This window comes from Niabella aurantiaca DSM 17617 (assembly GCF_000374125.1).
In the GTDB taxonomy this organism is placed as follows: Bacteria; Bacteroidota; Bacteroidia; order Chitinophagales; family Chitinophagaceae; genus Niabella; species Niabella aurantiaca.
The window spans coordinates 95,278-118,190 of sequence record NZ_KB893646.1; the positions used below are offsets into that span (position 1 = coordinate 95,278).

A 22,913-nucleotide genomic window follows, 5' to 3' on the forward strand; every position below is an offset into this window, starting at 1 on the left:
CGTCTTCTTTTCTGTGCCAATACGCTCCGGAGTGGTTTGACAGCCTTTTAGTGAAAGTGTTTTTGAGGACCACGTCCCATCCGGAAATCGAAATCCCGGCCTGTATCCCCATCCAATATTCGGCTTACAGCAGTAAGTTCTGCTACTTCCCTTCCGGTGCCGGGTATATAGCGATCCGGTGCGTTCTGAGACGATAGGAAACACCGCTGTGCTCCGCGCTGTTATTAAAATCCAAACTTTTGGATGCCTCCAACGGCATGTGACAATTGATACAATCGTTTTTTGCCCCGGCCATCGTAACCGCGTGATCCGACTTTAAATGGCAGGACATACAACGCTGGACAAATACTTCCCTTTTATTGCTTTCCTTTATATGTGTGTCATGACAGCTGGTGCAGGTAAGATCGCTCTGCAGGAAACACTGGCTCTGCATCAGCGACTGCATCTGCATACCATGGGCATCCGGGTTGGCTGCGGCCCCCGGATAGTACATATAATAATTAGACAAAGAATCTCCCGGCACAAAGGCAAAGATCGATTTAAGGGTTACCGGGTCGCCGGAATGGCAGGTGCCGCAAAGATCCAGTTGCTGCTGCCGGCTCAATGAGCCGATGGCGGTCATAAACCTGGCGGATTTTACCCCGGGGTTGTCTTTGTGAAATGCCACATGTTGTGCGGCCGGCCCGTGGCAGCGCTCACAATCGATACCATAAATGATCGAACTGGCTGCTATCTTTTCCGTATAGTTCATTCCCTGCTCCAGGCTGTTTTGAACGGTGGCATACGAACTGTGGCATTCCATGCACCTGCCGACAATAAGGCGCCCGTAATTGGGATGATCCGCCGGAAAGCCGGGGCTGTTCGTCCAACGCTTTAATTCCGACAGATAGGTAAGCGGCAGCTGGTACAATTGCTCATCTTTCCAATAGCCAAACGTCCATGCTTTTTCACCGGAGCCAAATGCAAGATCCATCTGCCGGCTGGCTGCCCACTCTCCGTTCAGCATATAGGTTTGCGCGATCTTTTTACCCGCAGCTTCCAGTACCACCAGCTGGCCACCCGGAAAACGGACGGTATCATTCAAGGATGTGATTATTTTTCTGACCGATTCAAAATCCGTTTCTGAGGATGTTTTAAAATGATTCGAATGTGCATAGCTGCCGGCAATTTCCCCGTGGCATTGTACACAACTTGCCGCACCTGCGTATGCTGCCCCCCGGGGATCATCACCCCCCTTGTACCGGCTTGTACATGTAAACAGGCAAATCGAAAAGCCCGCCAGGAAAAGGAATGCTATAATGATTTTCAAACAGTGAATTTTATTGTTTTAAGCAAACGAATGTACTTTATTTCCCGTGCATGATCGCCGGGTTCTGCCATTCAGCAGCGCGGGTTATTTTACCAGATAAAAGAGGGTGTTCCGGACTTTTGAAACACCCTCTTTATAGTTTAACCGGTCATCCGCTGTTATTGATTCTGTTTCAGTATCCCCTGTCCCCGGTCGATCTGCTCCTGGGGAATGCGCATTCCCTTCTCCCAATCGGGGTATGAGAAAGCCGAAGGTTCCGACGAAGCCACATATTGTTTTTCAAAAGTCATATATGATTTCAGTACATCCTCAACCACGCCCCAGCGCGCCAGGTCGTAGTAACGGTGCCCCTCCAGGGCCAGCTCGAGCCTTCGTTCAAACCGCACCGCCTTCCGCGCATAGTCCTGGCTGGCAAAGGGCGGGTAAGTCCCTATTTTATAAACGGCCGCAGGCTGTCCCGAGCCGGTTAGCACAGGCGGTAAAGCCTTCGCACGGGTCCGGACGAGGTTCACCCAGGTTCTCGCTGCATCAAGATCATTGGTTTCCACGGCGCATTCCGCCGCCATCAGGTACACATCGGATAGCCGGATGATATTGATGTTCTGCGCATTCAGGTAATTAGCCCCGTTGGCCACATTACCACTAAAATCGGCCTGGTTGATCGACTGTTTTACCGCTACAAAAGGCCCTGCAAATGCCTGGTCACGTATCCAGCCGGGAACCAGTACGCCCCAGTCGCGGTATCGTACCTGTCTCCGGCCCACCGTATAATCCAGCCGGGGGTCAAAGACCAGGGTAACATCCAGCTGATAATTATCCGCCGCCGCACCGCTCAGCCCCTGGTCCGATTTGTAAGGATTGTTCCTGTAAGTACCGTCCAAAAAAGGCAGCCCGCTCGCATTAACTTTAAATGCATTTACCAGGTCAATCGATGGCTGAAAAAAGCCACAACAGCCGCCCGGCGAGTTCCCATACAGTCCGGCCAGCATATCGCCTACATTCGCATTATCCCCGCTCCCGTCTGCATTAATTTTGCTTTGAGACACGAAGATCCCTTCGGGTCCGTTCTTCCCTTTGATGTTAAAGTTTGCATTAAAATCCAGGCTGGTCAAAGCGGCTTTTTTAGTAATTACATCCTCAAACAGCGGCAATGCATCCGTGTATTTTTTCTGGTATAGATAGAGCTTGCCCAGGTACGCTTCGGCTGCATACTTATCTACGCGGCCTACTTCTCCCAAAGGTTTTGAGTAATCTGCCGGCAGACCGGCTATGGCCGCTTTAAAATCGGCTTCGATCATCGGGTACACATCCTTGTCATTGGGCACCTGGGTAGCTTCCTGGGTGGTCATGTTTTCATCGATATAAGGAATGTTTTTAAACAGCCTTGCCAGGAAAAAATAATAATGGCCCCGCAGCATCTTTGCTTCTGCGGCTATCTCTGTGGCACGCTCATCGGAGAATTTGTCACTACCGCCGCTTTGCACAGCAGCAAGGAGCCTGAGCGTGGTATTACAGCGGGTTACTCCTTCGTAGTATACCCGCCACATAACAGGCAGGTTATCGTTGGAGGGGTTTACATTATGCAGTTCGATATCGCTCATGGGCGACTGGTCCGAACTGTTACTTCCCTTGTGCGCATTGTCGGCAGCCACTTCTCCAAACAGCCATTGACTGGGGCCGCTGGAGTAGTTGCCCCAGGTGCCGCTGATGTTCCCGTTCATAATGCCATAAGCACCGATCAGTGCAGCCTCCACTCCCTCGGTATTCATCAACTGGGCTTCCGAAAGGGCTCCCTGGGGCTTGGTATCCAGGAAGGCCTTTCCACAGGAACAGAACATTGCTATAACCGAAAGGAGGAATATCGATTTATATAGTTTCTTTATCATACAATACTGTTTTTAAAGTCAATGTTTAGAATGTAACGTTTAAACCAACCAGGTATTGACGGGATATTGGATACATTCCCAGGTCCACCCCCGGCGCGGCATAGGTTCCCGGAGAAGACGTCACTTCAGGATCCAGGCCGCTGTATTTGGTTACGGTAAACAGGTTGGTGCCGCTTATATATAACCGAAGGTTCCTGATTTTATCCTGCAATGCCCCCTTTAGTTTAAAGTTATAGCCGAGCTGCGCCAGTTTTAATTTCAGGTAGCTGCCATCCTGCACAAAATAACTATTGGACAACATTTCAATGGAAGGCCGGCTCCGGTAGGGTGCCGGTATATCACTATTCGGGTTTTCCGGGCTCCAGGCATTCAACATCCGGTCGCTGACAGCGCCGTCAAACAGGCTGAGATCTGTGTACAGTCTTGTAAAATCAAAGATCTTATTTCCCTGGGATCCGTTAAAAGAGAGGGAAATATCAAAATTGCTATAGGTCGCATTCAGGTTCACTCCATAAATAAATTTCGGATGCGGGCTGCCGATCATGGTCAGGTCCTTATCGTCGATAGTACCGCTTCCGTCAACATCTGCATAGCGAAAACCACCCAGGTGCGCCCCGGTTTGTTTTGCGGCGCCGGCAATTTCTTCGGCCGATTTAAAGAGGCCTTCAACCTTGTATCCGTAAAATGCTCCAAAGGGAAGCCCCGCCATGATCACCGAAGGAATTACCGAACGGTTGCTCAGCATGTTCACTTTTTTAATTCCGGGCGCTAATGACACCAGCTCATTTATATTCCTTGAAAAGTTTACGCCCGCATCAAATGTAACGGGCCTATAGGCGGAAGGGCTGGTATAGTGGTAATTCAACACCAGCTCAAAGCCTTTATTATTCATCTCGCCGATGTTTACAAAGGGCGACGACCCGCCGCCAATGGCCTGTGCCGGCAGCGCCAGCGGATAAAGCAAGTCTACTGTTTTTTTGTTGTACACGTCAAACGAGCCATCTAATTTATGCTTCAGCACCGTAAAGTCGATCCCTACATTCAAGGACTGTGCCTGCTCCCATTTCACGTCCGGGTTAGCATAGCCGGAGATCCATACCCCGCTGGAAAGACTGCTTCCATTGATGGGATAATAGGAGTTGTTGATGGCTGCCTGAAATAGTTGCAGATACTGGAAGTCGGGAATGCTCTGGTTACCGGTAACACCCCAGCCAACGCGCAACTTCAGGTCATCCACCCAGTTTACGCTTTCCATAAATGTTTCATTGGATACCCTCCAGGCAAAACTGGCCGCCGGGAAATTTCCATATTTATTATCGGGGTTAAACCTTGAAGAGCCGTCCCGGCGCAGGGTTCCGGAGATCAGGTATTTATCCATAAATCCATAATCGATCCTTCCGAAAACTGAGTACAACGAACTTGGCTGAATAATCGTATTGCTGGCAACAGGGGTGGAGGTTGCAGTATTCATGTAATAGTAATCCATATCTCCCATCAGGAAATAACCATTTGCAGCTCCGTTTAATATCCTTGCCGAAGCTTTCACTGCCTCGGTACCCACCATGGCCGTCAGATCGTGCTTTTCATTAAACCGCTTTTTGTAGGTGAGGGTATTTGACCAGGTCCATTCCGTACCCCAGCCCATATTTTCATTAAAGGTATGGTTGTTGTAACTGCCCTCGGCGCGCTCGGGATTCGGATAGCCAACCGATACGCCGTTCCAGGTTTCGTACCGGACCCCGTAAGTAGTTCTCAGGTGCAGGGCCTCAAGGATCTTAAGATCGCCGTACACGCTTCCGAAGAACTGGTTGGAGGTGCCCACATTGTCCTTGGCGCGATAGAGTGCAGCCATGGGGTTCTCCGCATTTCCCAGCAGGTTTCCGCGGCTGCCGCCAAAATTACCCATGATATCATACACCGGGATGATGGTCTGGATCCGGTAGGCCCAACCCATCGGCGACCCTTCGCCCATATAACTTCCCGCTGTATTTACGTTGGTCGAAAAACCCTGGTTCTGCGTCCGGGAATACTGGATGTTTTCACCCATTTGTAACCGGTCGCCCAATACTGTAAAATTGCTGTTCGCACGGATCGTGTACCGCTTAAATCCGGTATATCTCACTACGCCCTCCTGGTTCATATAGCCTCCGCTCACCGCGTAATTTGCGTTCTCCCCGCCGCCGCTTACCGTAAGCTGGTAGTTCTGGATGGGGGCATTCCGGGTGATGGTCCGGTACCAGTCTGTACCCGTTTGGTTGGCCTTGGTGATCTGGTAAAATGTACCTCCGTCCATGGAGTAATTATAGAGATCAGGATCTACCATCGGTGAAGTGACCTTCTGACCATAGGTACCCCCGGCCAGCAAATATTCCGGAAGGGTTGGGTTATTGGGGTCCGTTCCGTAATAGTCAGTCTTGGTCGGATCCAGTCCCGCATTTTTATAGCCTGCAAACAAGAAGTCTGCAAACTGCTGGGGATTCAGATACTTTGGAAACCGGCCCCGGTTGGGACGCTGGCTGCCATAGTACATATCCAGGTTCACCCTGGGCGGGCCCGATTTTCCTTTTTTGGTAGTAACGATCACCACCCCGTTATTGGCACGGGAGCCGTAGATGGAAGCAGCCGACGCATCTTTTAACACCTGCATGCTTTCGATATCATTGGAGTTCAGCCAGCTCAGTTTTCCCTGGTAAGGCATTCCATCTATAATATACAGGGGATCGTTGTTATTGATCGTACTAAAGCCCCGGATCCGGACCTGAGGCGTAGCGCCCGGCGATCCGTCGTTCACAATCTGCACCCCGGCAGCTTTACCCTGTAAGGCTTCAAGGGGGCTGGCAGCGGGCTGCTGCTTCAAATCTTTCATATCCACAACCGCTACGGAACCGGTAAGATCTTTTTTACGCGCGGTACCATAACCAATAACTACTACATCGGTCAGGCTCGAAACGTCTGCAGTTAATTGAACCGACATGACCGTGGCCGCGTTGGCCCTGACGGTAGTCGTCGTAAACCCGACGCTCGAAAATTCCAGTTCATCACCGGTCTTCGCAGCAATCGAAAACTTTCCTTCCGCATCCGTAGCGGTTCCGGTGGTTGCTCCTTTTAATACAACTGAAACATTGGGAAGCGGGTTGCCCTTGTCGTCTGTAACAGTTCCTGTAATGGTTTTTGTCTGGCTAAAACCATTTTGCATAAAACCCGGACAAAAGAGCATGAGTAACAAGCAAAAGACTTTCATTCTTTTCATACAGCTTTTGAGTTTAGAATTAAAAAAGAGGGATGTGTCTTACTGAAGGTAACATTTCCTTAACAAAAAAAATTTTTTTATTATGTACTAAAAACACGATATTTCTTATCTGCTCTGTCCTTGCCTCTTACCAACCCGCCGCAGGATCGTTTTTCAGCCGGGGCCCCGCAGTTCCAACCGGTCTCATCCCTGCAGCGTACAGATACACTGTCTTGAAAAAGAAGATGGTCTTCACCATTTATTTACTTAAACTTGTAGAGAATTTTTAATTTTACTCATGAAAACAGGTGCATGAAAACATTGATCATCATCCGGCATGCCAAGGCCGAACAGAGCTTTGGAAAAGACATTGAAAGGAAATTGACCGGCAGGGGTCACCGCAATGCTGAAAAGATGGCGGAATGCCTTAAAAACAAAGGGTACAGGATCGATAAGATCTTTTCCAGCAGCTCGGAACGGACCACGCAAACAACCCGGGTCTTTGCCCAGGTGCTGGGCATACCGGGCAGCCATATCCGCTATTTTGAGAGTCTGTACCTGGCCGATGTACTGGGTATCACGGAAACGATTGAATGGATGCGGGAAAATGAGAATATCCGTACACTGGCGATCGTGGGACATAACCCGGGTGTAACCAATTTTGTAAACGACCTTACCCACGCCGGGATCGACAGTTTGCCCACTTGCGGCATTGCCGTTATGGAGGTTGCCATGGATGACTGGAGCCATTTTGACACTGCACCCAAAAAGCTGGTGGAAACCTTTTCCCCGAAAGATGAACACACTGCTTAAACGGCACCGTCTTTAACGACTGGCGCTGCAACACTGCAGTCTGTTAAAAAACCGGCCACCGCCTGTGCCAATGCGCCGTTCCCATGGTAAACAGGTGCTGCACCCTTGATTTCTTTTGCTTTGTTAAGTAATGCTTCCAGATCAAATGCTGCCTGGGAGCTGATCACAGCCCGGCGCTGATGTCCGAGCAATGCTGCAAGATACTCCTGTTCGGTTTGGCCGGGGGTAGGCACCAGTATAGGTTTTGCACCTGTTGCCTGAAGATCCATTAACGAGCTGTAGCCGCTCCTGCACACAATGTAAGCCGCACGGCACATCAACCGGTTCAGCGCTTCCGCCGGCAGATGATCGTAAACAGGTACCGGGCCCAGATCCGGAAGCGGCGGCCCTCCTCCGCCCGGCAACCCCCTTACCAGTATGACCCGCTCTTTCAATGAACGCAACTGATCACAGACGATCTTTTCAAAAAGAGAACGTTGTGGCTCGGGACCGGATAGCAGGATCAGGACACCCTCCCTTACCGTATTTTCGTTGAGGAGGTGCATTCTCGAAAGCGGCCCGAGATACGCGCAGGGAATTGCAGGCAACACCTCCGGATGGGAAAGATCGCCGGCAAGACCCGGCGCCTGCGGATGATCCGGGATCCAGCAACGGGAAAATTTATTGATCCAGCGGTAATTGATGCGTTGCAGCAGGCGCTCCATCCTTCCTCCCAAAGAAGTCCTGAGGCGTAGCTGATGCGTAATAAAAACAGTTGGGATGCCTGCATGATACAGGCCAAAACGGTTATCGCTGATCACCCCCTGCACGCCGTGCTGCTTTACCATATCCTTCAGCCAGTCATTCTCCTGCCGGATGATTTTTAAAATGCCGGGTGCCTGTTTCATCAGGTTGATCATAAAGCGGTTTTTCTTTACCGCATAATGCACATTATAACCCCCGAGATGCTGATAGGCAATCTGCGGGAATTCCTTTTCCAGTAAACGGACCTGGACGGAATTGCCGGCTGCCACGACCTCAGCCCCCTGCTTCAAAAGTTCATAAATTATTGGTACGCATCTCGTTGTATGGCCCAATCCCCAATCAAGCGGCGCTACCAAGACCTTCTTTTTATTCGGTTCCGCATTCATGAAATACCTGTGCTTTATCAATCTCTTTGAAGTAAAAATATTCTTGTACCGGATCGGAAAAAATCTTATTTTTATGAGTGTGAATGTCTCATTTTTTTTGAAGATGACAAAATGAACGATTATAGCCGCGATATTATCTTTTTGCTGAAAGAGAACGAGTGCACTCCTGAGTATATTGACCAGGAAGTACAGTTTGTGCACAAGGTTATTGCCTGTGTTGATACAGACGAAAGTTTTTGCGCTGCCCACGAGCTGGCTACCCGCAGCCGGATCACCAATAAAAAAAGAAAGATTCTGAACGCCATCAACAGGCCCCAGTTAAAGGCCTTTTATTTTTTGATCAACAAAAATTAAACGGCGCCTCTTCATCCTTATTGCAGAAGTAGAACCGGTAAGAAGACCGGGTTCTCCTATTTTAAAGAAAATGAATTTACATCCCGGCACCGTATTGATAAGCACCCCGGCAATGGATGATCCGAAATTCCTGCAGGCCGTGCTGCTGATCACCGAATACAATACAGATGGGGCCATGGGATTTGTGGTGAACAAACCATTCCCAAGAGTATTGAACGAACTGATAGAATTCCGCGATTGTGTTCCGTTTGCATTGTACGAGGGTGGACCGGTCGACCAGGAACATCTTTTCTTCATACACCGCCGCCCGGACCTCATAAAAGAAGGCACGCCGGTAAGTGCCTCTGTTTACTCCGGCGGAGATTTTAAACAGGCTGTCGCTCATATCAACCAGGATCCTCATTCCTCTAAAGATCTCAAATTATTTATCGGCTATTGCGGATGGGATAAAGGCGAGCTCGAAGCAGAAATAGAAGATGGATTCTGGCGCATTATACCCGGTACTCCGGACCTTTTTTTTAGCCCGACGGAAGGGCTTTGGGAAAGATTACATTCGGGCAATGCGCAGTCATCATCATGAAGACAATAGGTCAGCGAGTTTCATCACAGAACCAATCACATTTCTGCATTTCACATTTCATATTCAATATCTTACATCTTGATTTCTTCTTCCTCGCTGTTAAAAAACCGGTACTCCACCAGCTGGTAAGTGCTGTTTTGCTCCAGCTTTATTTTCTGTCCGAATTTTTTGTTCCATTTTGCGAGCTTGCTGTTGAACCAGAACCCTTTTGTCAGGTATGCATAGACTATCGGGTTCACCACCAGCTTCAGGTCTTTATGTTTGTGTGTGATGAGGTAGCTGAGATTTTTTTCGATCTCATCCTCCAGGATCAGCGATGAAGCTATTTTACCGGTACCGTTACAGGTGGGGCAAATTTCCTGGGTATTGATGTTCACTTCCGGGCGCATCCGCTGGCGGGTGATCTGCATCAATCCGAACTTTGAAATGGGAAGCACCGAATGCCGCGCGCGGTCTGCCTTCATAAACTCCTCCATTTTTTCATAGAGGGTCCGCTTGTTATCGGCCTGCTTCATGTCGATGAAGTCCACCACGATGATTCCGCCAATATCCCGCAGCCGCAGCTGCCGCGATATTTCTTCCGCAGCCTCCAGGTTTGTGGCCAATGCATTCTGCTCCTGGTTATTGCTCACATTCTTATAGCCGCTGTTCACATCGATCACGTGCAGTGCTTCGGTATGTTCAATGATCAGGTAGGCGCCGCTGTTCAGGTTCACCGTTTTCCCAAAAGAAGCTTTTACCTGCTTGGTAATGCCAAAGGAGTCAAAGATGCCGCCGGGGCTCTGATAGAACGAAACGATCTCCGCTTTTTCCGGTGCAATTTTCTGAATGTATTGCTTCGTCTCTGTGTAGATGCTTTTCGAGTTCACCATAATGCGGTTAAAATCCGCATTCAGCAGGTCCCTTAAGATACTGTTGGTCTTGTTCTGCTCGCTCAGGATCTTAGCCGGGGCCACAGCGCCTTTGAGGTTCTGCTCGATGGTTTTCCAGGAGTTCACCAGGTTGGTCAGGTCCTCATACAGCTCTGCCGTATTTTTACCCTCCGCAGCAGTACGCACGATCACACCAAAATTCTTTGGCTTTACCGCTTCCACAATCTTTTGCAGGCGCTTCCGCTCTTCGGAAGAATGGATCTTTTTGGAAACTGCTACAATATTATTGAACGGGGTAATGACAATATACCGGCCGGGCAGCGAAAGCTCGCAGCTCAGGCGTGGTCCTTTAGCAGCAATGGGCTCTTTCAGGATCTGAACAAGGATATGCGGCTTTCCGCTCAATACCTCTGTGATCTTACCGGTCTTTATGATCTCCGGTTCGATCGCAAATTTCGAAAAATCCATTACCTGCTCCCCGCTTTGGTTCATCGCCAGCTGGGTAAATTTCAGCAGGGATTTTACATAAGGGCTCAGGTCCGTATAATGCAGGAATGCATCTTTTTCGTATCCCAGATCAATAAATGCTGCGTTCAACCCGGGCATCAGTTTTTTTACCTTGCCCAGGTAAAGGTCGCCAACTGCAAAACGGGAGTCCGTTTTTTCACTATGCAGCTCTACCAGCTTATTGTTCTCAAGTAGCGCTATATCCACCCCCCCAGGGGTGGCGTTAATAATAAGGTCTTTATTCATGAGAAACCACCATGAGTACTCATCTTGAAGTATTATAAAGAAACGGTTAGCAGAATAATGAGGGGCAAATATTATTTTATGGCAGCAAACGGGATGGGTATGCTCACATCATTATTTTAAAACCGGTCAATAACAAAAGCAATAACAGGTAATTTCCATCATCAACAGAATATTACCTGTTATTTTAACTGTCTTAAAAGAAACCTGATCTTATTTTCTCTTTTTATGACGATTTTTTCTCAGTCGTTTTTTACGTTTGTGTGTTGCGATTTTATGACGTTTTCTTTTTTTACCACAAGGCATACTCAATAAATTTTTTAAATTGAACTTTTGTTAAATATTTTTAATTTTTTAATGCTTCTATCCGCTTCTCCAGCTCTGCTTTTATATCCGGTCTTGGCACCAGTTTTACAGCTTTTGAATACCACTGTATCGCCTGGTCTTTATTACCACCCTTTTCATATAAGTCTCCAAGCATTAAGATCGCCTGGATATTCTGAGGCTGCAGTTTTAAGACGGTTTCCAGCCGTTCCTGCGCTTTCTGTTGCTGGCCACTCATAAGGGAAGCTGCGGCCAGGGTCATTTGCGCATAAACATTGGTACTGTCTTTTTCAACAACAGCCCGGATCTTTCCAATACCCTCCATCGGAGTGCCAATGCCCCCGTAAAGGTATGTTGCCCCCAAACCCACTTTTGCGGAATCATTCGCCGGGTTCACAGACAGCACCTTCTCAAAAAGGTCCTTTGCCTGCTCAGCCATCCAATGACGCGTTTGCGCATTTTCAACCTGGGGTAACTGATTCAGGAAGATTTGGGCTGCAAAGTTGAGGCTTTTTTCGGAATTTTCCAACCGCGCAGATTCGGCGGTGAACCAGGCATAGGGAATGAATGCCTTTGCGGTGTCTTTCCAGAAATGCGCCAGCTGGTGATATACATCCAGCCTTTGCTTTTTTACATCCCCCCGGGTAATGCTTTCTTCCAGCAACTCAAGCCGTAACGCCTGGTTGGGAGCAAGCTCTTTTTTGGACATGGCAAGCACGGTATCAATGGAGAAGCCGCCCGTTGCATCTGCTTCATCTGCATGGTCCTGATGCTGCGCGGCTTCGCTTTCTGCAGGCTTCGATCCCGCCCTTGGAGCGGTACGCCCAAAAGCCAGCAACAGCACTACTGCCGCCGCCGCCACAACGATTGTTATTACCTGAGGTTTCTTCAACTGTCCTTAATTGGACGGCAAAGGTAACTGCAATCCGCTACAAAACGAAGTTTTTTTCAAGAATTCTAATCGTCCGTGTCTTCCCCGGGGCCGTTATCTGGTTTGGGCTCAACCAGTTTTTTCACCTCGGCGGTAAACTCTTTCGCGGGCTTAAAAGCAGGAATATAATGCTCCGGAATATGAACCGCCACATTCTTTTTGATATTACGGCCTATCTTCGCCGCTCTCTTTTTGGTTATAAAGCTACCGAAACCCCTGATGTAGATATTCTCTCCGGAGGCAAGGGTATCCTTAACTTCTTTAAACATGGTTTCCAAAGTAACAAGTACATCAACCTTTGGAATACCCGTTTTGTCTGAGATCTTATTTACTAAGTCTGCTTTTCGCATAGTTCCTGATATTAAGATAGTTTAATGATTACTGTTACGTAAAGTTACTGCAATAAGTGTGCAAAACTTTAATAAATAGTTTACAATCAATTATTAATCCAAATTTTATAAAATTGAAAAATTTTAAGGTAATTTACTAAATTTAATTGACAATATCCACTATTTAATACATAAAAAATTGATCCATAATCTTTTTTCACGTGAACTGATCCTATGGAACCGTACTGAAAATAAAAGAAAAATGCCCTGGAAAGGCATAAAAGACCCTTATAAAATCTGGCTGAGTGAGATCATTTTGCAACAAACACGTGTTGATCAGGGTCTAAAATATTACGAAAATTTCATCCATTCCTTCCCCTCAGTCCATGATCTGGCAGCAGCCGACGAAAAAAGGGTCTTTAAACTTTGGGAGGGCCTGGGCTATTACTCCCGCTGTAAAAACCTGATACACACGGCCCGGACCATAAGTTCGGAACTAAACGGCTGTTTCCCTGAAACTTACGACGCAATTCTGAAACTAAGAGGCATCGGTCCCTATACCGCGGCAGCGATCGCTTCCTTTGCCTTTGATCTTCCCTATGCGGTTATCGACGGCAATGTGTTCCGGGTACTGGCACGGGTCTTCGGGATCCGGGAACCGGTGGATACCAGCGCCGGGAAAAAAACAATTACCGCGCTGGCGGAACAGCTGCTGTATAAAAAAAATCCCGGAGCATACAACCAGGCCATTATGGATTTTGGGGCCACTGTTTGCAAACCTGCCAACCCTCTTTGCACGGAGTGCCCGTTTAAAAATAATTGTGTCGCCTTCAAAGAAGACCTGATTGCCTTATTACCGGCAAAAGTAAAAAAGACAGCAGTACGCACCCGTTACTTCCACTTCTTCCTGCCGGTTTACCGCAATACCCTGCCGGTAAGAGAGCGGACGGAAAAAGACATCTGGCAGCATCTCTTTGAATTTCCTATGATCGAAACAGCGGAAGAAACCGGCTCTAAAGCGGTCATCGCCGCTGCCGTCAAAAAAGGCTGGGTCCTCAAAGACAGTGCTGTTACCATAAGCCCGGTATATTCCCAAAAACTCAGCCACCAGCTTATAAAAGCGGTCTTTATTTCATACCGGCTCGATGGAAAGAGCCCCTGTTTTGAAGGCTACAGCTGGGTAAAAACCACTGCCTTAAAAACCCTTCCCTTTCCCAAAACCATTACCCGGTACCTGGCTGTTTCATAATATCCGGGTATCAATTTTATTAAAATGGATCTCCTTTTAAATGGTTTGGGAAACACAAACCCATGCGTTCGTATCCAAAGCCTCTGTTCCGCTTTTTGCCAGGAAAAGCGGAAGAAGAAAGGAACGAATATTATTGATTTTCAATACATAACACCATCTTTCGTACCGCTAACCCGGAATCATCCGAATAGAAAACATAGTGGACCCCCGGCCAGCCCGGTCTCTATGATTTATGCGCCGGCTCCAGGCTTCCTTCTGATTTCTGAATTCTCCTTCTTAATTTTGTTTATCCGTTCAAAAAAATTAATTTTAGTTAGATTTTATAAGAGCGGGACAGTTATTTCAGACAATATCGGATCCTGGGGTATTGTGTTAACCTTCGTAAACAAAAAAGGAAAATCTATATTATGAGAGGCGTTAATAGAGTTATGCTGATTGGAAATTTAGGAAAAGACCCGGATGTTCAGTTATTGGAAGGCAATATTGCCGTGGCAAAATTTCCGCTGGCTACCACGGAAACATTTAAGGACCGTACCGGCAAACTGATTTCACAAACCGAATGGCACACCGTAGTATTATGGCGCGGATTAGCGGAGCTGGCACAAAAATTCCTGCGAAAAGCAAGCCTGGTCTATATTGAAGGACGGCTGCGCACCCGCAGCTGGGAAGACAAGGATGGCACTAAGAAGTACGTTACGGAAGTGGTGGGTGAAAACCTGATCATGCTGGACAAAAAAACGGAAGGTGTTCCTTCATCCGACGAACATACCGGCAATACAGGCCCTGAAGGGTTTGACGTACAATCCTTCTAAAATATGGAACAAGCGGACGGGTCTGCCGTTTGAAAGATCTGCTTCACGAAAACTGGAACTTTGGAAACCCTATCTGATGTATTTGTTTTTTTAGATGTTATACAGGGGCAATTACCTGTGGGCATACAGAATGCGACACTGTTGGTGGCCGCATTGATCGTATTGGTCATCATCTCATTTTCTATTTCGGGCTCACAGGCCGCCATTTTTTCACTCGACGAAAAAGATATTGATGTGTTGAAGACCAAGCAGCAGCCTTCTGCAAAAAGGATCCTGAACCTGCTGGAAGAGCCCAAGGAAGTGTTCACTTCCATGCTGATCGCCAAAACCCTGGTGAATATCTGCACCATCGTGCTGGCCAATTATCTCATCAATTACTATGTGCCGGCAGAATACCTCGATACGCTTTGGGGCATCTTCCTGAAATTTGTCATCATCGCATTTGCCATTCTTTTTCTTGTTGAGATCTTCCCGCGTGTATGGGCTACACAGAACAACCTGCGTTTTGCCTTTGAGTGGCCCGTGCTCATCATGATCGTTGAGGCCATCTACCTGCTGCTGCGAAGGATCAGCCGGTGGACGGTGGCGCTGGCGGACAGCTTTGGCCGCACCGTGGGCGCCAATAAGGTGGAAGAAACAAATATCCAGCAGATCGATGAAACCATCGATATCCAGACGGACGAGGTTACACCCGAGGAAAAGAACATCATGAAGGGCATCGTAAAGTTTGGAAAGATCTCTGTGAAAAAAGTGATGCGCAACCGGCTTTACGTGAGCGGTGTGGAATACAACACGCCCTTTGAAGAACTGATCCTGCAGGTGGGTGAACTGCATTACTCGCGGCTGCCGGTTTTCAAAGGCAGCCTGGACGAAATTGCCGGCGTGCTGAACATCAAGGACCTGGTACCTTACCTGGATGACGGTACCACCATCAAAGACTGGCACACCAAGATACGTGCCCCTTATTTTGTACCGGAAACCAAACTGATCGAGGACCTGTTGCTGGACTTTCAGAAAAAGCGCATTCATTTTGCAGTGGTGGTGGATGAATTCGGCGGCACCAGCGGCATCGTGACCATGGAAGATATCATTGAAGAAGTGGTGGGGGAAGTGAAGGACGAATTTGATGACGAAGACCTGCTGATCAATAAGATCGACGACAACAACTATATCTTTGAAGGCCGTACCATGCTTCACGATATGTGCAAGGCGCTAAAACTACCGATCGAAACATTTGATGAAGTAAGAGGCGACAGCGAATCGCTGGGCGGGCTGATCAATGAGCTTTCCGGCGAGCTGACCCGCGCTGGTGATGTGGTAAAGACCGGCGACTTTGAATTTACGGTAATGGAAACAGAAAAAAACCGGGTAAAGACCGCCAAAGTAACGATCAATCCAGGTTTTACCCCCCGTTAGCCCCCGTTTTATAAATTAATAATGCCTACCCGGATCAGGGTGCTTAATTTTGCAAAAAAATTGACGTGATCGTTATCGACAATAAACTCATCAGCGATGATGTGATTGAAAAGCAATTTGTATGTGACCTGTCTAAATGTAAGGGAGGCTGCTGCGAAGACGGGGATGCCGGTGCTCCGCTGGAGGAGGCAGAGCTGAAACGGGTAGATGAATTCTATGAGGTGGTCAGGCCCTACCTGACCCAGCCGGCCATCAGGGAAATTGAGAAAAAAGGGAAATACGAATACCATGAAGAGTTTGGCTGGGTAACCCCTACCCTGCCCAGCGACAACGAGATCTGTGTATATGCCTACCGCGAACCGGATGGCCTGATCAAGTGTGCTTTTGAACAAGCGTATAATGAAGGAAAGATCTCCTGGAAAAAGCCTATCAGCTGTCACCTGTACCCCATCATCGCCTATAAGGGAAAACATGGCGACTATGAACGGCTGAACTATGAGCCCCGGAAAAAAATGTGCAGCCCGGCCTGCAAACTGGGAAAATCATTACAGGTGCCCGTTTATAAATTCTTAAAAGAGCCGCTCTCCCGGAAATACGGGCAGGAGTTTTACGAGGTGCTGGATCAGATCGCAACAAGAAACGAAGATAACAACGCAGTGTAAACAGCAAACGTATGCAGAACGAGGATGCTTTACAGGTAAATGCACTGAGCTATGGTTACAAGGGTGCTTCCCGCCAAATCATACAGGGGCTGCACCTCACCGTACGGCAGGGCAGCCGGTTTGGCCTGTTTGGTCCAAACGGCGCCGGTAAAACAACCCTGATGAGTTTAATGACGGGACTCCTGCCTTACACCAACGGGTCAATACAGCTGTTTGGCAAAGAAGTAAAAGCCAACAACGGCTTTGTTAAAAATACCATTGGTTTTGTACCACAGGATTTTTCCTTTTATGAAGAGCTAAGCCCTGCGGAAAATATGGAGTTCTTTGGAGCCTGGTATGGTTTAAACGGCCGGCAGGTAAAAGAGGCTACAGCAAAACTGTTGAAAGTAATGGGCCTCAGCCAGGTGGCGGATAAGCCCCTGAAAGAATTTTCCGGAGGCATGAAACGGCGGGTAAACCTTGCGATCGGGGTCATGAACCAGCCCCGCGTCCTGTTCCTGGATGAGCCAACTGTTGGGGTAGACGTACAGTCGCGCAACGCCATTGTCGAATTCCTGAAAGCGATCAATGAAAATGGAACAACACTGGTTTATACTTCCCACCAGCTTCTGGAGGCGGAAGATCTTTGTACGGAAGTGGCTCTTATCGACGGCGGCACCATCATCAGCCAGGGAACACTAAACGAGTTAAAAGCACAACACGGGCAGGATGGTCTTGAAGGCCTGTTTCTGCAGCTGACGGGAAGGGCCTACCGGGATTGATTTCGGGGTATCCAAAACCGTATCCATACCAGGCACCCGGCAGCTTTATACTTCCAGGATCCATTTATAATTTGTTACTTATTACGCCAATAGTTTTTTTGGCATAGTTATTTGTGTACCTTTATATTATAACCGGATTTTAAACCATAAAAGTTAAAATATTATGAATAAGCTCGTTACAGGTTTCGCCCTTGGCCTCATCGTTGGTATTTTATATGCCCCGGATAAAGGGACCACTACCCGCAGACGCATTGCAGATAAGGGAAATGATCTGAAAGATCAGTTTGCCGATTTTATTGACAGCGTCGCCAGCCGTTTTGAAGACCGGGCCGATGATCTGGAAGAATATGTTCATGAGGAAACTGAGAATCTGAAAGCTGAAAGTATTTAGTCTGCAATATTTTTTTGCAGGAGGCTGTCTGAAAACGGGCAGTCTCTTTTTATTTTAGAGCCATTGAGGGCACCAACAAGCCACCAAGAGCCCAGGATTTACGCAGAAGCCCGTGATGAGTTTAGCTCAGTCCTTGTTCTTTGTGTCATTATGGCGAAGGGCCTTTCTTAAATAAAATCCATCGTATCATACCGGGCTTTCAGGATCCGGGAAGAATCTGCCGACAGCCATTTTTCAAGTATGGTGGCATAAACGTTTTTGAAATCAACGCTATATTTCAGATCACCCTGGTTCAGATCCTCCAGGTTGGGCATCGCATTTAAGACGCCTTTCTTTTTTAATCCTCCGCTGATCAGGAACATATTGTTTGCGGTGCCGTGGTCCGTTCCATTGCTGGCGTTTTGCGCCACGCGTCTTCCAAATTCAGAAAAGGTGAACAGCAGCACATCCTCCATCCGGCCATTCTTTTTCAGATCATCGGTAAAGGCTTTTATTGCCTCGCTCATCTGGGTAAACAGGCGCCCCTGCTGCGCCTCCTGGCCCACATGGGTATCAAAGCTGCCCAGTGAAATGTAATAGACCTTGGTGTTGATATCGGAAAAAATAAGGGAGGCGATCGTCTTCAGCCCGCCGCCCAGCTCCGTGTTGGGATAGGATGCCGAAGACGGATGGAGGCGGCTTTGCTTGAAAATATAATCAGCAGAAGACAGGGTCTCCGCCAGTGTTTTATACAGGTAGTCCACCGGCTTTTCGTCGTGATGATCTCCGCCATGACTCTTATTGATCTCCCGGAAATATCTCTCATTCGAAGTACCAAAAAGACGGCGGGGATCCTTTACGGCCAGCGCATTGTTTTGCTCCCCTTTCAGTGCCAGGCTCAATACATCATCCACCTCAAGCGCCTGCGTTGGCTTATCGCAGCCATGGCATTGCGCGTCCAGGTAGCGGCCCAGCCAGCCGTTGTTCCAGTACTCATTGCTCTGGCTGGCAGAATGCCAGATATCCATGCTTCTGAAATGTGACCGGTCCGGATTGGGGTACCCCACATTGTTCAGGATCGCCATATTGCCTTCGTCATACAAGGCTTTCAGCGCAGAAAGCGAAGGATTCAGAGCCACTTCATCTGTCAGCGACAGCGCTTTATTCTTTTGTATGCCCAAACCGGGCCGCAGCTTATAATAAATATCATTGCGAACAGGGATCACCGTATTTAACCCGTCGTTACCCCCGCTCAGCTGCAGCACCACTACCACTTTGTTACCGGCCGGCACGGCTGCAGGGTTCTCCAGTGCCTTCAGGAATTTGGGCATCATCAGGGAAGCGGTTGCCAGTGAGCCCAGCTGTATGAACTCTTTACGTTTGATCAGGAGGCCGGGGCCCGCGTATTTTTTGCTGAGGAAAGAAGCGCTTTTTTTGTTCATGGCATGGAGTTTAACACATTTGATAATCCGGAGTACTCATTAACTGGATGGTAACCGACCGGATGTACGAATCCCGGGCGGTGCTGTCTATAAATTTTGTTGCAACCCGGTCCACACCAACAGGGTTCACCTGGAACAGGTAACCGGATATAGCCGGAAAAATAGCTTCCCGTTTCACGTTCCCAAATTTGCCCACATACTGTGGCCAGTCGATGGATGCATTGATCAGACCGGCGCCGGCAACGCGTTTTGCAGGTTTTTTTGCGGCTGGCTTTGCGGGCACATTGGCCATCCCGTCTGCCTTCCGGCCCATCATCACATCATCATCCTGCTTGGGCTTCACGTTCAGCAGGTCCTTGTCATTAAAAAGCTGCGGAATCCTCAGCCGCATCATCAGGGTACTGCTGTCGATCCAGGATCTTCCACCGGGCCATCCGGCCACATTGGGCGGATACAGCAATTGCTGGCCCAGGATGCGTTGCAGGTTCATCAATGCGTTGTCGTTGTCCAGGCGCATGGGCACCATCCGCTGTATGCCTGCCAGCAATTCGATGGGCGACTTGATGCGCGTACCGATGTTTTTATCGTCATAAAACCAATCGGCCGTAAAGATCTGTTCCATCAGTTTGCCGATATCATAGTCCTTGTAAAAAGCTTCGGAAAGCGCCTGTACCCGGTCTTTATCGACAACATCGTTCACAAAGAACCGGTAGATCTTTTCTGTAATAAATGTTGCGGTCTGCCGCTTTTCCAGGATGATATCCAGTACCTCGTTCCCGTCAAAGTTGCCCTTCTTTCCCAAAAAGGTCTTCCCCCCTTCATCGTGCTGTCTTTTATTAAACACAAACTCGCCGCGTGCGTTTGCCGTCCAACCCGTAAAAGCCCGGGCGCCTTCCTTTATGTCATTTTCAGTATAGTTTCCACGCCCCAATGTGAACAGCTCCATTACCTCCCGGGCAAAATTCTCATTCGGATGTCCCTTTTTATTCTGCTGGTTGTTCAGAAAATAGAGCATCGCCGCAGACTGTGATACTTCTTTCAACAGGGTTCTGAAGTTGCCCAGGGCATTTTTGCGGAGGGTATGTAAGAAAAGCTGGTTGTAAAAAAGATTACCGTTACGGCTGGCAAAGTGTCCGTGCCAGAAAAAAGCCATTTTTTCGCGCAGCTGTGCGGCACTGGCAACCATTTCCTTCAGCCAGTAGAGATTCAAATCCTTTACCGCCGCCCGTTGCTTCCGGTTCAGGATCCTGCGGTCTTCCGCAGTCAGCTTTGCCCGTTTTCCCGGCGTCAGATAGGATTCGTAAAGCTGCAGCAGCTCATCACTGGCAATATTGATATACCCCGGCTCTTTGGCCGACGCCTTTACCAGGGCCTTATAATATTGCTGCGGTGTATATTTTTCCAGATCCTGTAACTGCTCAACGGCAGGTCCAAAACCTGCGCGCCATAAAAGATGCTGATTCTTTTTCTGATTGGAAGCCATCACATCGTATTTTAACTATTGACCTGTCATATTTTAAAAAGTTTAAATCCAGAACCAAAAAGATGCCGGAGCAGCGCTTGAAGATTTGAAAACGGGAGAATGGGAAATGAGATTTCAAGCAGGAAACCGGTTCGATGCCCGGTATTGAATTTCCGAACCTGATCGATAACAGGGTGCTAAGTCAGGTATGCACATTTCACTTCTCGCGTACATTGACCCTGAAAACGGATCTGCCCTGGAACTTTAAACTTTAAACGTCGAACATTGTATCTTAGATTTGTAAAAAGGATCTTTATGAGCTATCAGACCATTTTAACATCTGTTGAGGATGCCACCTTAACCATTACCATCAACCGGCCGGATAAGCTAAATGCGCTGAACCAAACCGTACTCTCAGAACTGGCGCTGGTCATTGACGATTTCATTACCAACCCGGCGATCCGGTCGGCGATCCTTACCGGCAGCGGAGAAAAGGCCTTTATTGCGGGCGCCGATATTTCGGAGTTCTCCGCCCTGGATGCGGCCGGGGGAACAGCGCTTGCACAGAAAGGGCAGCAACTTTTTGCCCGGATCGAAAACGCACCCAAGCCCATCATTGCTGCCGTGAATGGTTTTGCGCTGGGCGGCGGCTGCGAGCTGGCCATGGCCTGTCATTTTCGCCTGGTCAGTGAAAATGCCAAATTTGGCCAGCCGGAAGTAAACCTGGGGCTTTTGCCGGGCTACGGAGGTACCCAGCGGCTGACCCGCCTGATCGGTAAAGGGCGGGCGCTGGAGCTGCTGCTCACCGGGAATATGATCGACGCAGTTACCGCCTTCAACTACGGACTTGTAAATCATGTGGTGCCCCAGGGCGAATTGCTGCTGAAAACCCGGTCCATCCTTTCCGTTATCCATACAAAGGCGCCGCTGGCCATTGCCGCATGCATAGAAGCCGCTAACCTGGCAGAATCCGCCGGGGACGCAGGTTACGAAAACGAGGCAAAAAGCTTCGGCAAGCTGATCGCCACCAATGATGCCCGGGAAGGGATCGCAGCATTTATGGAAAAGCGGAAGGCGGAGTTTAAGGGAAACTGAGAATCGAGAAATCAGATGTGAAAAATGGAAAGACTAAAACTCGATGCTCAATCAAAGCTTCTCCAGATATTCGTTCACATTAAATTTATTCGGCGCATCCGGATGTTCCTTAAAATATTGTGCACAGGACTCCAGCGCTTCTTTCAGCCATTGCCCGTATGGCGTTTTATCCTTACCATCCCACCCTGCATGAAAGTAGTCCCCGGCGGGGGTCCGGTAAAAAAGGAACGGATCCTCTTTGCCAAAACTTCCATAACGGTAACCCTGGATCTTATAATAAGGCGACAGGGCAGAAGGGCGGCCGACCAGCTCAAACTGTAGCACGGCCTCTTTTCCTTCCTGCTTTGAAGCATGATTGGCATTCCGGATCTTCGACAACACTTCCATCCCGCCGATCTCATCCAGTATCTTTTGCTCCCGTTCCGTGTATTTAAACGGGTAGGGTAAAAAACCGCCATCCACAGGCAGATCCTTTTCCGATTTCCGCTGCTGCATCAGCTGAACGCTTTTTCCTTCCCGGTTGATATAAAAGGTTTTCGCATTCTCTTTATAGGCCATGGGCGGATGTTCAGGATCCTTGCTCCGGTCCCAGTAGCAGCCGTTACAAGCAAACGCATAGCCATAGTTAAACGGCGAAACCCAATCCCATTGCGGCCGGATGGCCACCTTTCCCTGCTCATTCACAAACCCTACCTTACCCTTCTGTACACAGCGGGCCAGGCCTTCTTCAAAATAATCGGGACCGTTGTCATAAGCCAGCGGCCGGTATAGGAACAGCCCTTTCCGGTTGTACACACTTCCAAATGAGATGGCCGTTCCGTTATCTGCCGGATCAATATCAAAGAGGTTGATGAGGGGATCGGTGATGGGCTCACCGGGTTCAAAATACATGACCGGGGCTCCTTTTGCGGGGATCACCACCCGTCCCTTATCGTCTTTTACACCTATTAAAGAATCTTCGGGATCCATAAAATAATAAAGTTTTTCCTGCGCAGTCAGCAGCATGGGAAGCAAGGACATAACCGTGAGGATGCAGGAACGGAACAGGCGGTTCTTCATACTTTCTTTTTATACTGTTTTTATATTAAAAACCGGGCTGAAGATAAATAAACTTTATTTACCAATACCTTTGCGGCA

20 protein-coding genes are annotated in these 22,913 nt (G+C 48.4%); 10 read left to right on the plus strand and 10 right to left on the minus strand.

Translation table 11 applies throughout. The features are described 5' to 3' along the window. Positions 1 to 142: 142 nt before the first annotated feature. The 3 genes from B160_RS0123305 to B160_RS0123315 all read right to left on the minus strand — a co-directional run bounded on the left by B160_RS0123305 (position 143) and on the right by B160_RS0123315 (position 6,436). The gene (locus B160_RS0123305; RefSeq protein WP_245562271.1) at positions 143 to 1,084 is read right to left on the minus strand and encodes a hypothetical protein; all 942 of its coding nucleotides are present in this window, start codon (positions 1,082 to 1,084) and stop codon (positions 143 to 145) included. A 383-nt stretch (positions 1,085 to 1,467) separates the two neighbouring features. Next, entirely contained in the window at positions 1,468 to 3,195 is a 1,728-nt protein-coding gene (locus tag B160_RS0123310) for a RagB/SusD family nutrient uptake outer membrane protein (protein WP_026309973.1), read from the minus strand. A 25-nt stretch (positions 3,196 to 3,220) separates the two neighbouring features. After that, the gene (locus tag B160_RS0123315; protein WP_040680362.1) at positions 3,221 to 6,436 is read right to left on the minus strand and encodes a SusC/RagA family TonB-linked outer membrane protein; all 3,216 of its coding nucleotides are present in this window, start codon (positions 6,434 to 6,436) and stop codon (positions 3,221 to 3,223) included. 300 nt (positions 6,437 to 6,736) lie between these two features. Here B160_RS0123315 and B160_RS29980 point away from each other — a divergent pair, with 300 nt between their 5' ends. Continuing rightward, the gene (locus B160_RS29980) at positions 6,737 to 7,237 is read left to right on the plus strand and encodes a SixA phosphatase family protein (protein WP_018630370.1); all 501 of its coding nucleotides are present in this window, start codon (positions 6,737 to 6,739) and stop codon (positions 7,235 to 7,237) included. Here the strand turns inward: B160_RS29980 and B160_RS0123330 are convergent. After that, the gene (locus B160_RS0123330; RefSeq protein WP_245562272.1) at positions 7,234 to 8,271 is read right to left on the minus strand and encodes a glycosyltransferase; all 1,038 of its coding nucleotides are present in this window, start codon (positions 8,269 to 8,271) and stop codon (positions 7,234 to 7,236) included. The two genes, B160_RS29980 and B160_RS0123330, sit on opposite strands and share 4 nt — an antisense overlap. Before the next feature lie 207 nt (positions 8,272 to 8,478). Here B160_RS0123330 and B160_RS0123340 point away from each other — a divergent pair, with 207 nt between their 5' ends. Beyond that, on the plus strand, positions 8,479 to 8,721 hold the full coding sequence (locus B160_RS0123340; RefSeq protein WP_018630373.1) for a hypothetical protein: 243 nt from the start codon (positions 8,479 to 8,481) through the stop codon (positions 8,719 to 8,721). A gap of 70 nt (positions 8,722 to 8,791) precedes the next feature. Next, entirely contained in the window at positions 8,792 to 9,301 is a 510-nt protein-coding gene (locus tag B160_RS29985) for a YqgE/AlgH family protein (RefSeq protein ID WP_018630374.1), read from the plus strand. Positions 9,302 to 9,372: 71 nt separating this feature from the next. Here the strand turns inward: B160_RS29985 and B160_RS0123350 are convergent, their stop codons facing one another. From B160_RS0123350 to B160_RS0123360, 3 genes are all read right to left on the minus strand, one after another. Continuing rightward, complete coding sequence (locus B160_RS0123350; protein ID WP_018630375.1) at positions 9,373 to 10,926, minus strand: Rne/Rng family ribonuclease; 1,554 nt, start codon at positions 10,924 to 10,926, stop codon at positions 9,373 to 9,375. A gap of 343 nt (positions 10,927 to 11,269) precedes the next feature. Beyond that, positions 11,270 to 12,139 (minus strand): tetratricopeptide repeat protein, encoded by an 870-nt coding sequence (locus B160_RS0123355; RefSeq protein WP_245562273.1) that lies wholly within the window; start codon positions 12,137 to 12,139, stop codon positions 11,270 to 11,272. 65 nt (positions 12,140 to 12,204) lie between these two features. Then, positions 12,205 to 12,546 (minus strand): HU family DNA-binding protein, encoded by a 342-nt coding sequence (locus B160_RS0123360; RefSeq protein ID WP_483814910.1) that lies wholly within the window; start codon positions 12,544 to 12,546, stop codon positions 12,205 to 12,207. 160 nt (positions 12,547 to 12,706) lie between these two features. On the opposite strand from B160_RS0123360, the gene mutY reads away from it, so the two are divergent. From mutY to B160_RS0123395, 6 genes are all read left to right on the plus strand, one after another. Beyond that, positions 12,707 to 13,756, plus strand: coding sequence for an A/G-specific adenine glycosylase (mutY, locus tag B160_RS29990; RefSeq protein WP_018630378.1), 1,050 nt, complete (start codon positions 12,707 to 12,709; stop codon positions 13,754 to 13,756). Between the two features lie 407 nt (positions 13,757 to 14,163). Then, the gene (locus B160_RS0123375; RefSeq protein ID WP_018630380.1) at positions 14,164 to 14,568 is read left to right on the plus strand and encodes a single-stranded DNA-binding protein; all 405 of its coding nucleotides are present in this window, start codon (positions 14,164 to 14,166) and stop codon (positions 14,566 to 14,568) included. 60 nt (positions 14,569 to 14,628) lie between these two features. Next, positions 14,629 to 15,984 carry a gliding motility-associated protein GldE gene (gldE, locus tag B160_RS0123380; protein WP_018630381.1) on the plus strand — a complete coding sequence of 452 codons (1,356 nt, stop codon included), beginning with the start codon at positions 14,629 to 14,631 and terminating at the stop codon, positions 15,982 to 15,984. Between the two features lie 65 nt (positions 15,985 to 16,049). Further along, positions 16,050 to 16,646 (plus strand): DUF3109 family protein, encoded by a 597-nt coding sequence (locus B160_RS0123385; RefSeq protein ID WP_018630382.1) that lies wholly within the window; start codon positions 16,050 to 16,052, stop codon positions 16,644 to 16,646. An 11-nt stretch (positions 16,647 to 16,657) separates the two neighbouring features. Further along, positions 16,658 to 17,407 carry an ABC transporter ATP-binding protein gene (locus B160_RS0123390; RefSeq protein WP_018630383.1) on the plus strand — a complete coding sequence of 250 codons (750 nt, stop codon included), beginning with the start codon at positions 16,658 to 16,660 and terminating at the stop codon, positions 17,405 to 17,407. Positions 17,408 to 17,570: 163 nt separating this feature from the next. After that, positions 17,571 to 17,798, plus strand: a complete 228-nt coding sequence (locus B160_RS0123395; protein WP_018630384.1) for a YtxH domain-containing protein — start codon at positions 17,571 to 17,573, stop codon at positions 17,796 to 17,798. 167 nt (positions 17,799 to 17,965) lie between these two features. On the opposite strand, the gene B160_RS0123400 is transcribed toward B160_RS0123395, so the two are convergent. Together B160_RS0123400 and B160_RS0123405 are read right to left on the minus strand one after the other, a co-directional pair. Then, complete coding sequence (locus tag B160_RS0123400; RefSeq protein ID WP_018630385.1) at positions 17,966 to 19,219, minus strand: DUF1501 domain-containing protein; 1,254 nt, start codon at positions 19,217 to 19,219, stop codon at positions 17,966 to 17,968. A 10-nt stretch (positions 19,220 to 19,229) separates the two neighbouring features. After that, positions 19,230 to 20,702, minus strand: coding sequence for a DUF1800 domain-containing protein (locus B160_RS0123405; RefSeq protein ID WP_018630386.1), 1,473 nt, complete (start codon positions 20,700 to 20,702; stop codon positions 19,230 to 19,232). 294 nt (positions 20,703 to 20,996) lie between these two features. On the opposite strand from B160_RS0123405, the gene B160_RS0123415 reads away from it, so the two are divergent. Beyond that, positions 20,997 to 21,776: an enoyl-CoA hydratase/isomerase family protein gene (locus tag B160_RS0123415; protein ID WP_018630388.1), complete on the plus strand. Its 780-nt coding sequence runs from the start codon at positions 20,997 to 20,999 to the stop codon at positions 21,774 to 21,776. Positions 21,777 to 21,827: 51 nt separating this feature from the next. Here the strand turns inward: B160_RS0123415 and B160_RS0123420 are convergent, their stop codons facing one another. Further along, entirely contained in the window at positions 21,828 to 22,835 is a 1,008-nt protein-coding gene (locus B160_RS0123420; RefSeq protein ID WP_018630389.1) for a WG repeat-containing protein, read from the minus strand. Positions 22,836 to 22,913 lie beyond the last annotated feature (78 nt).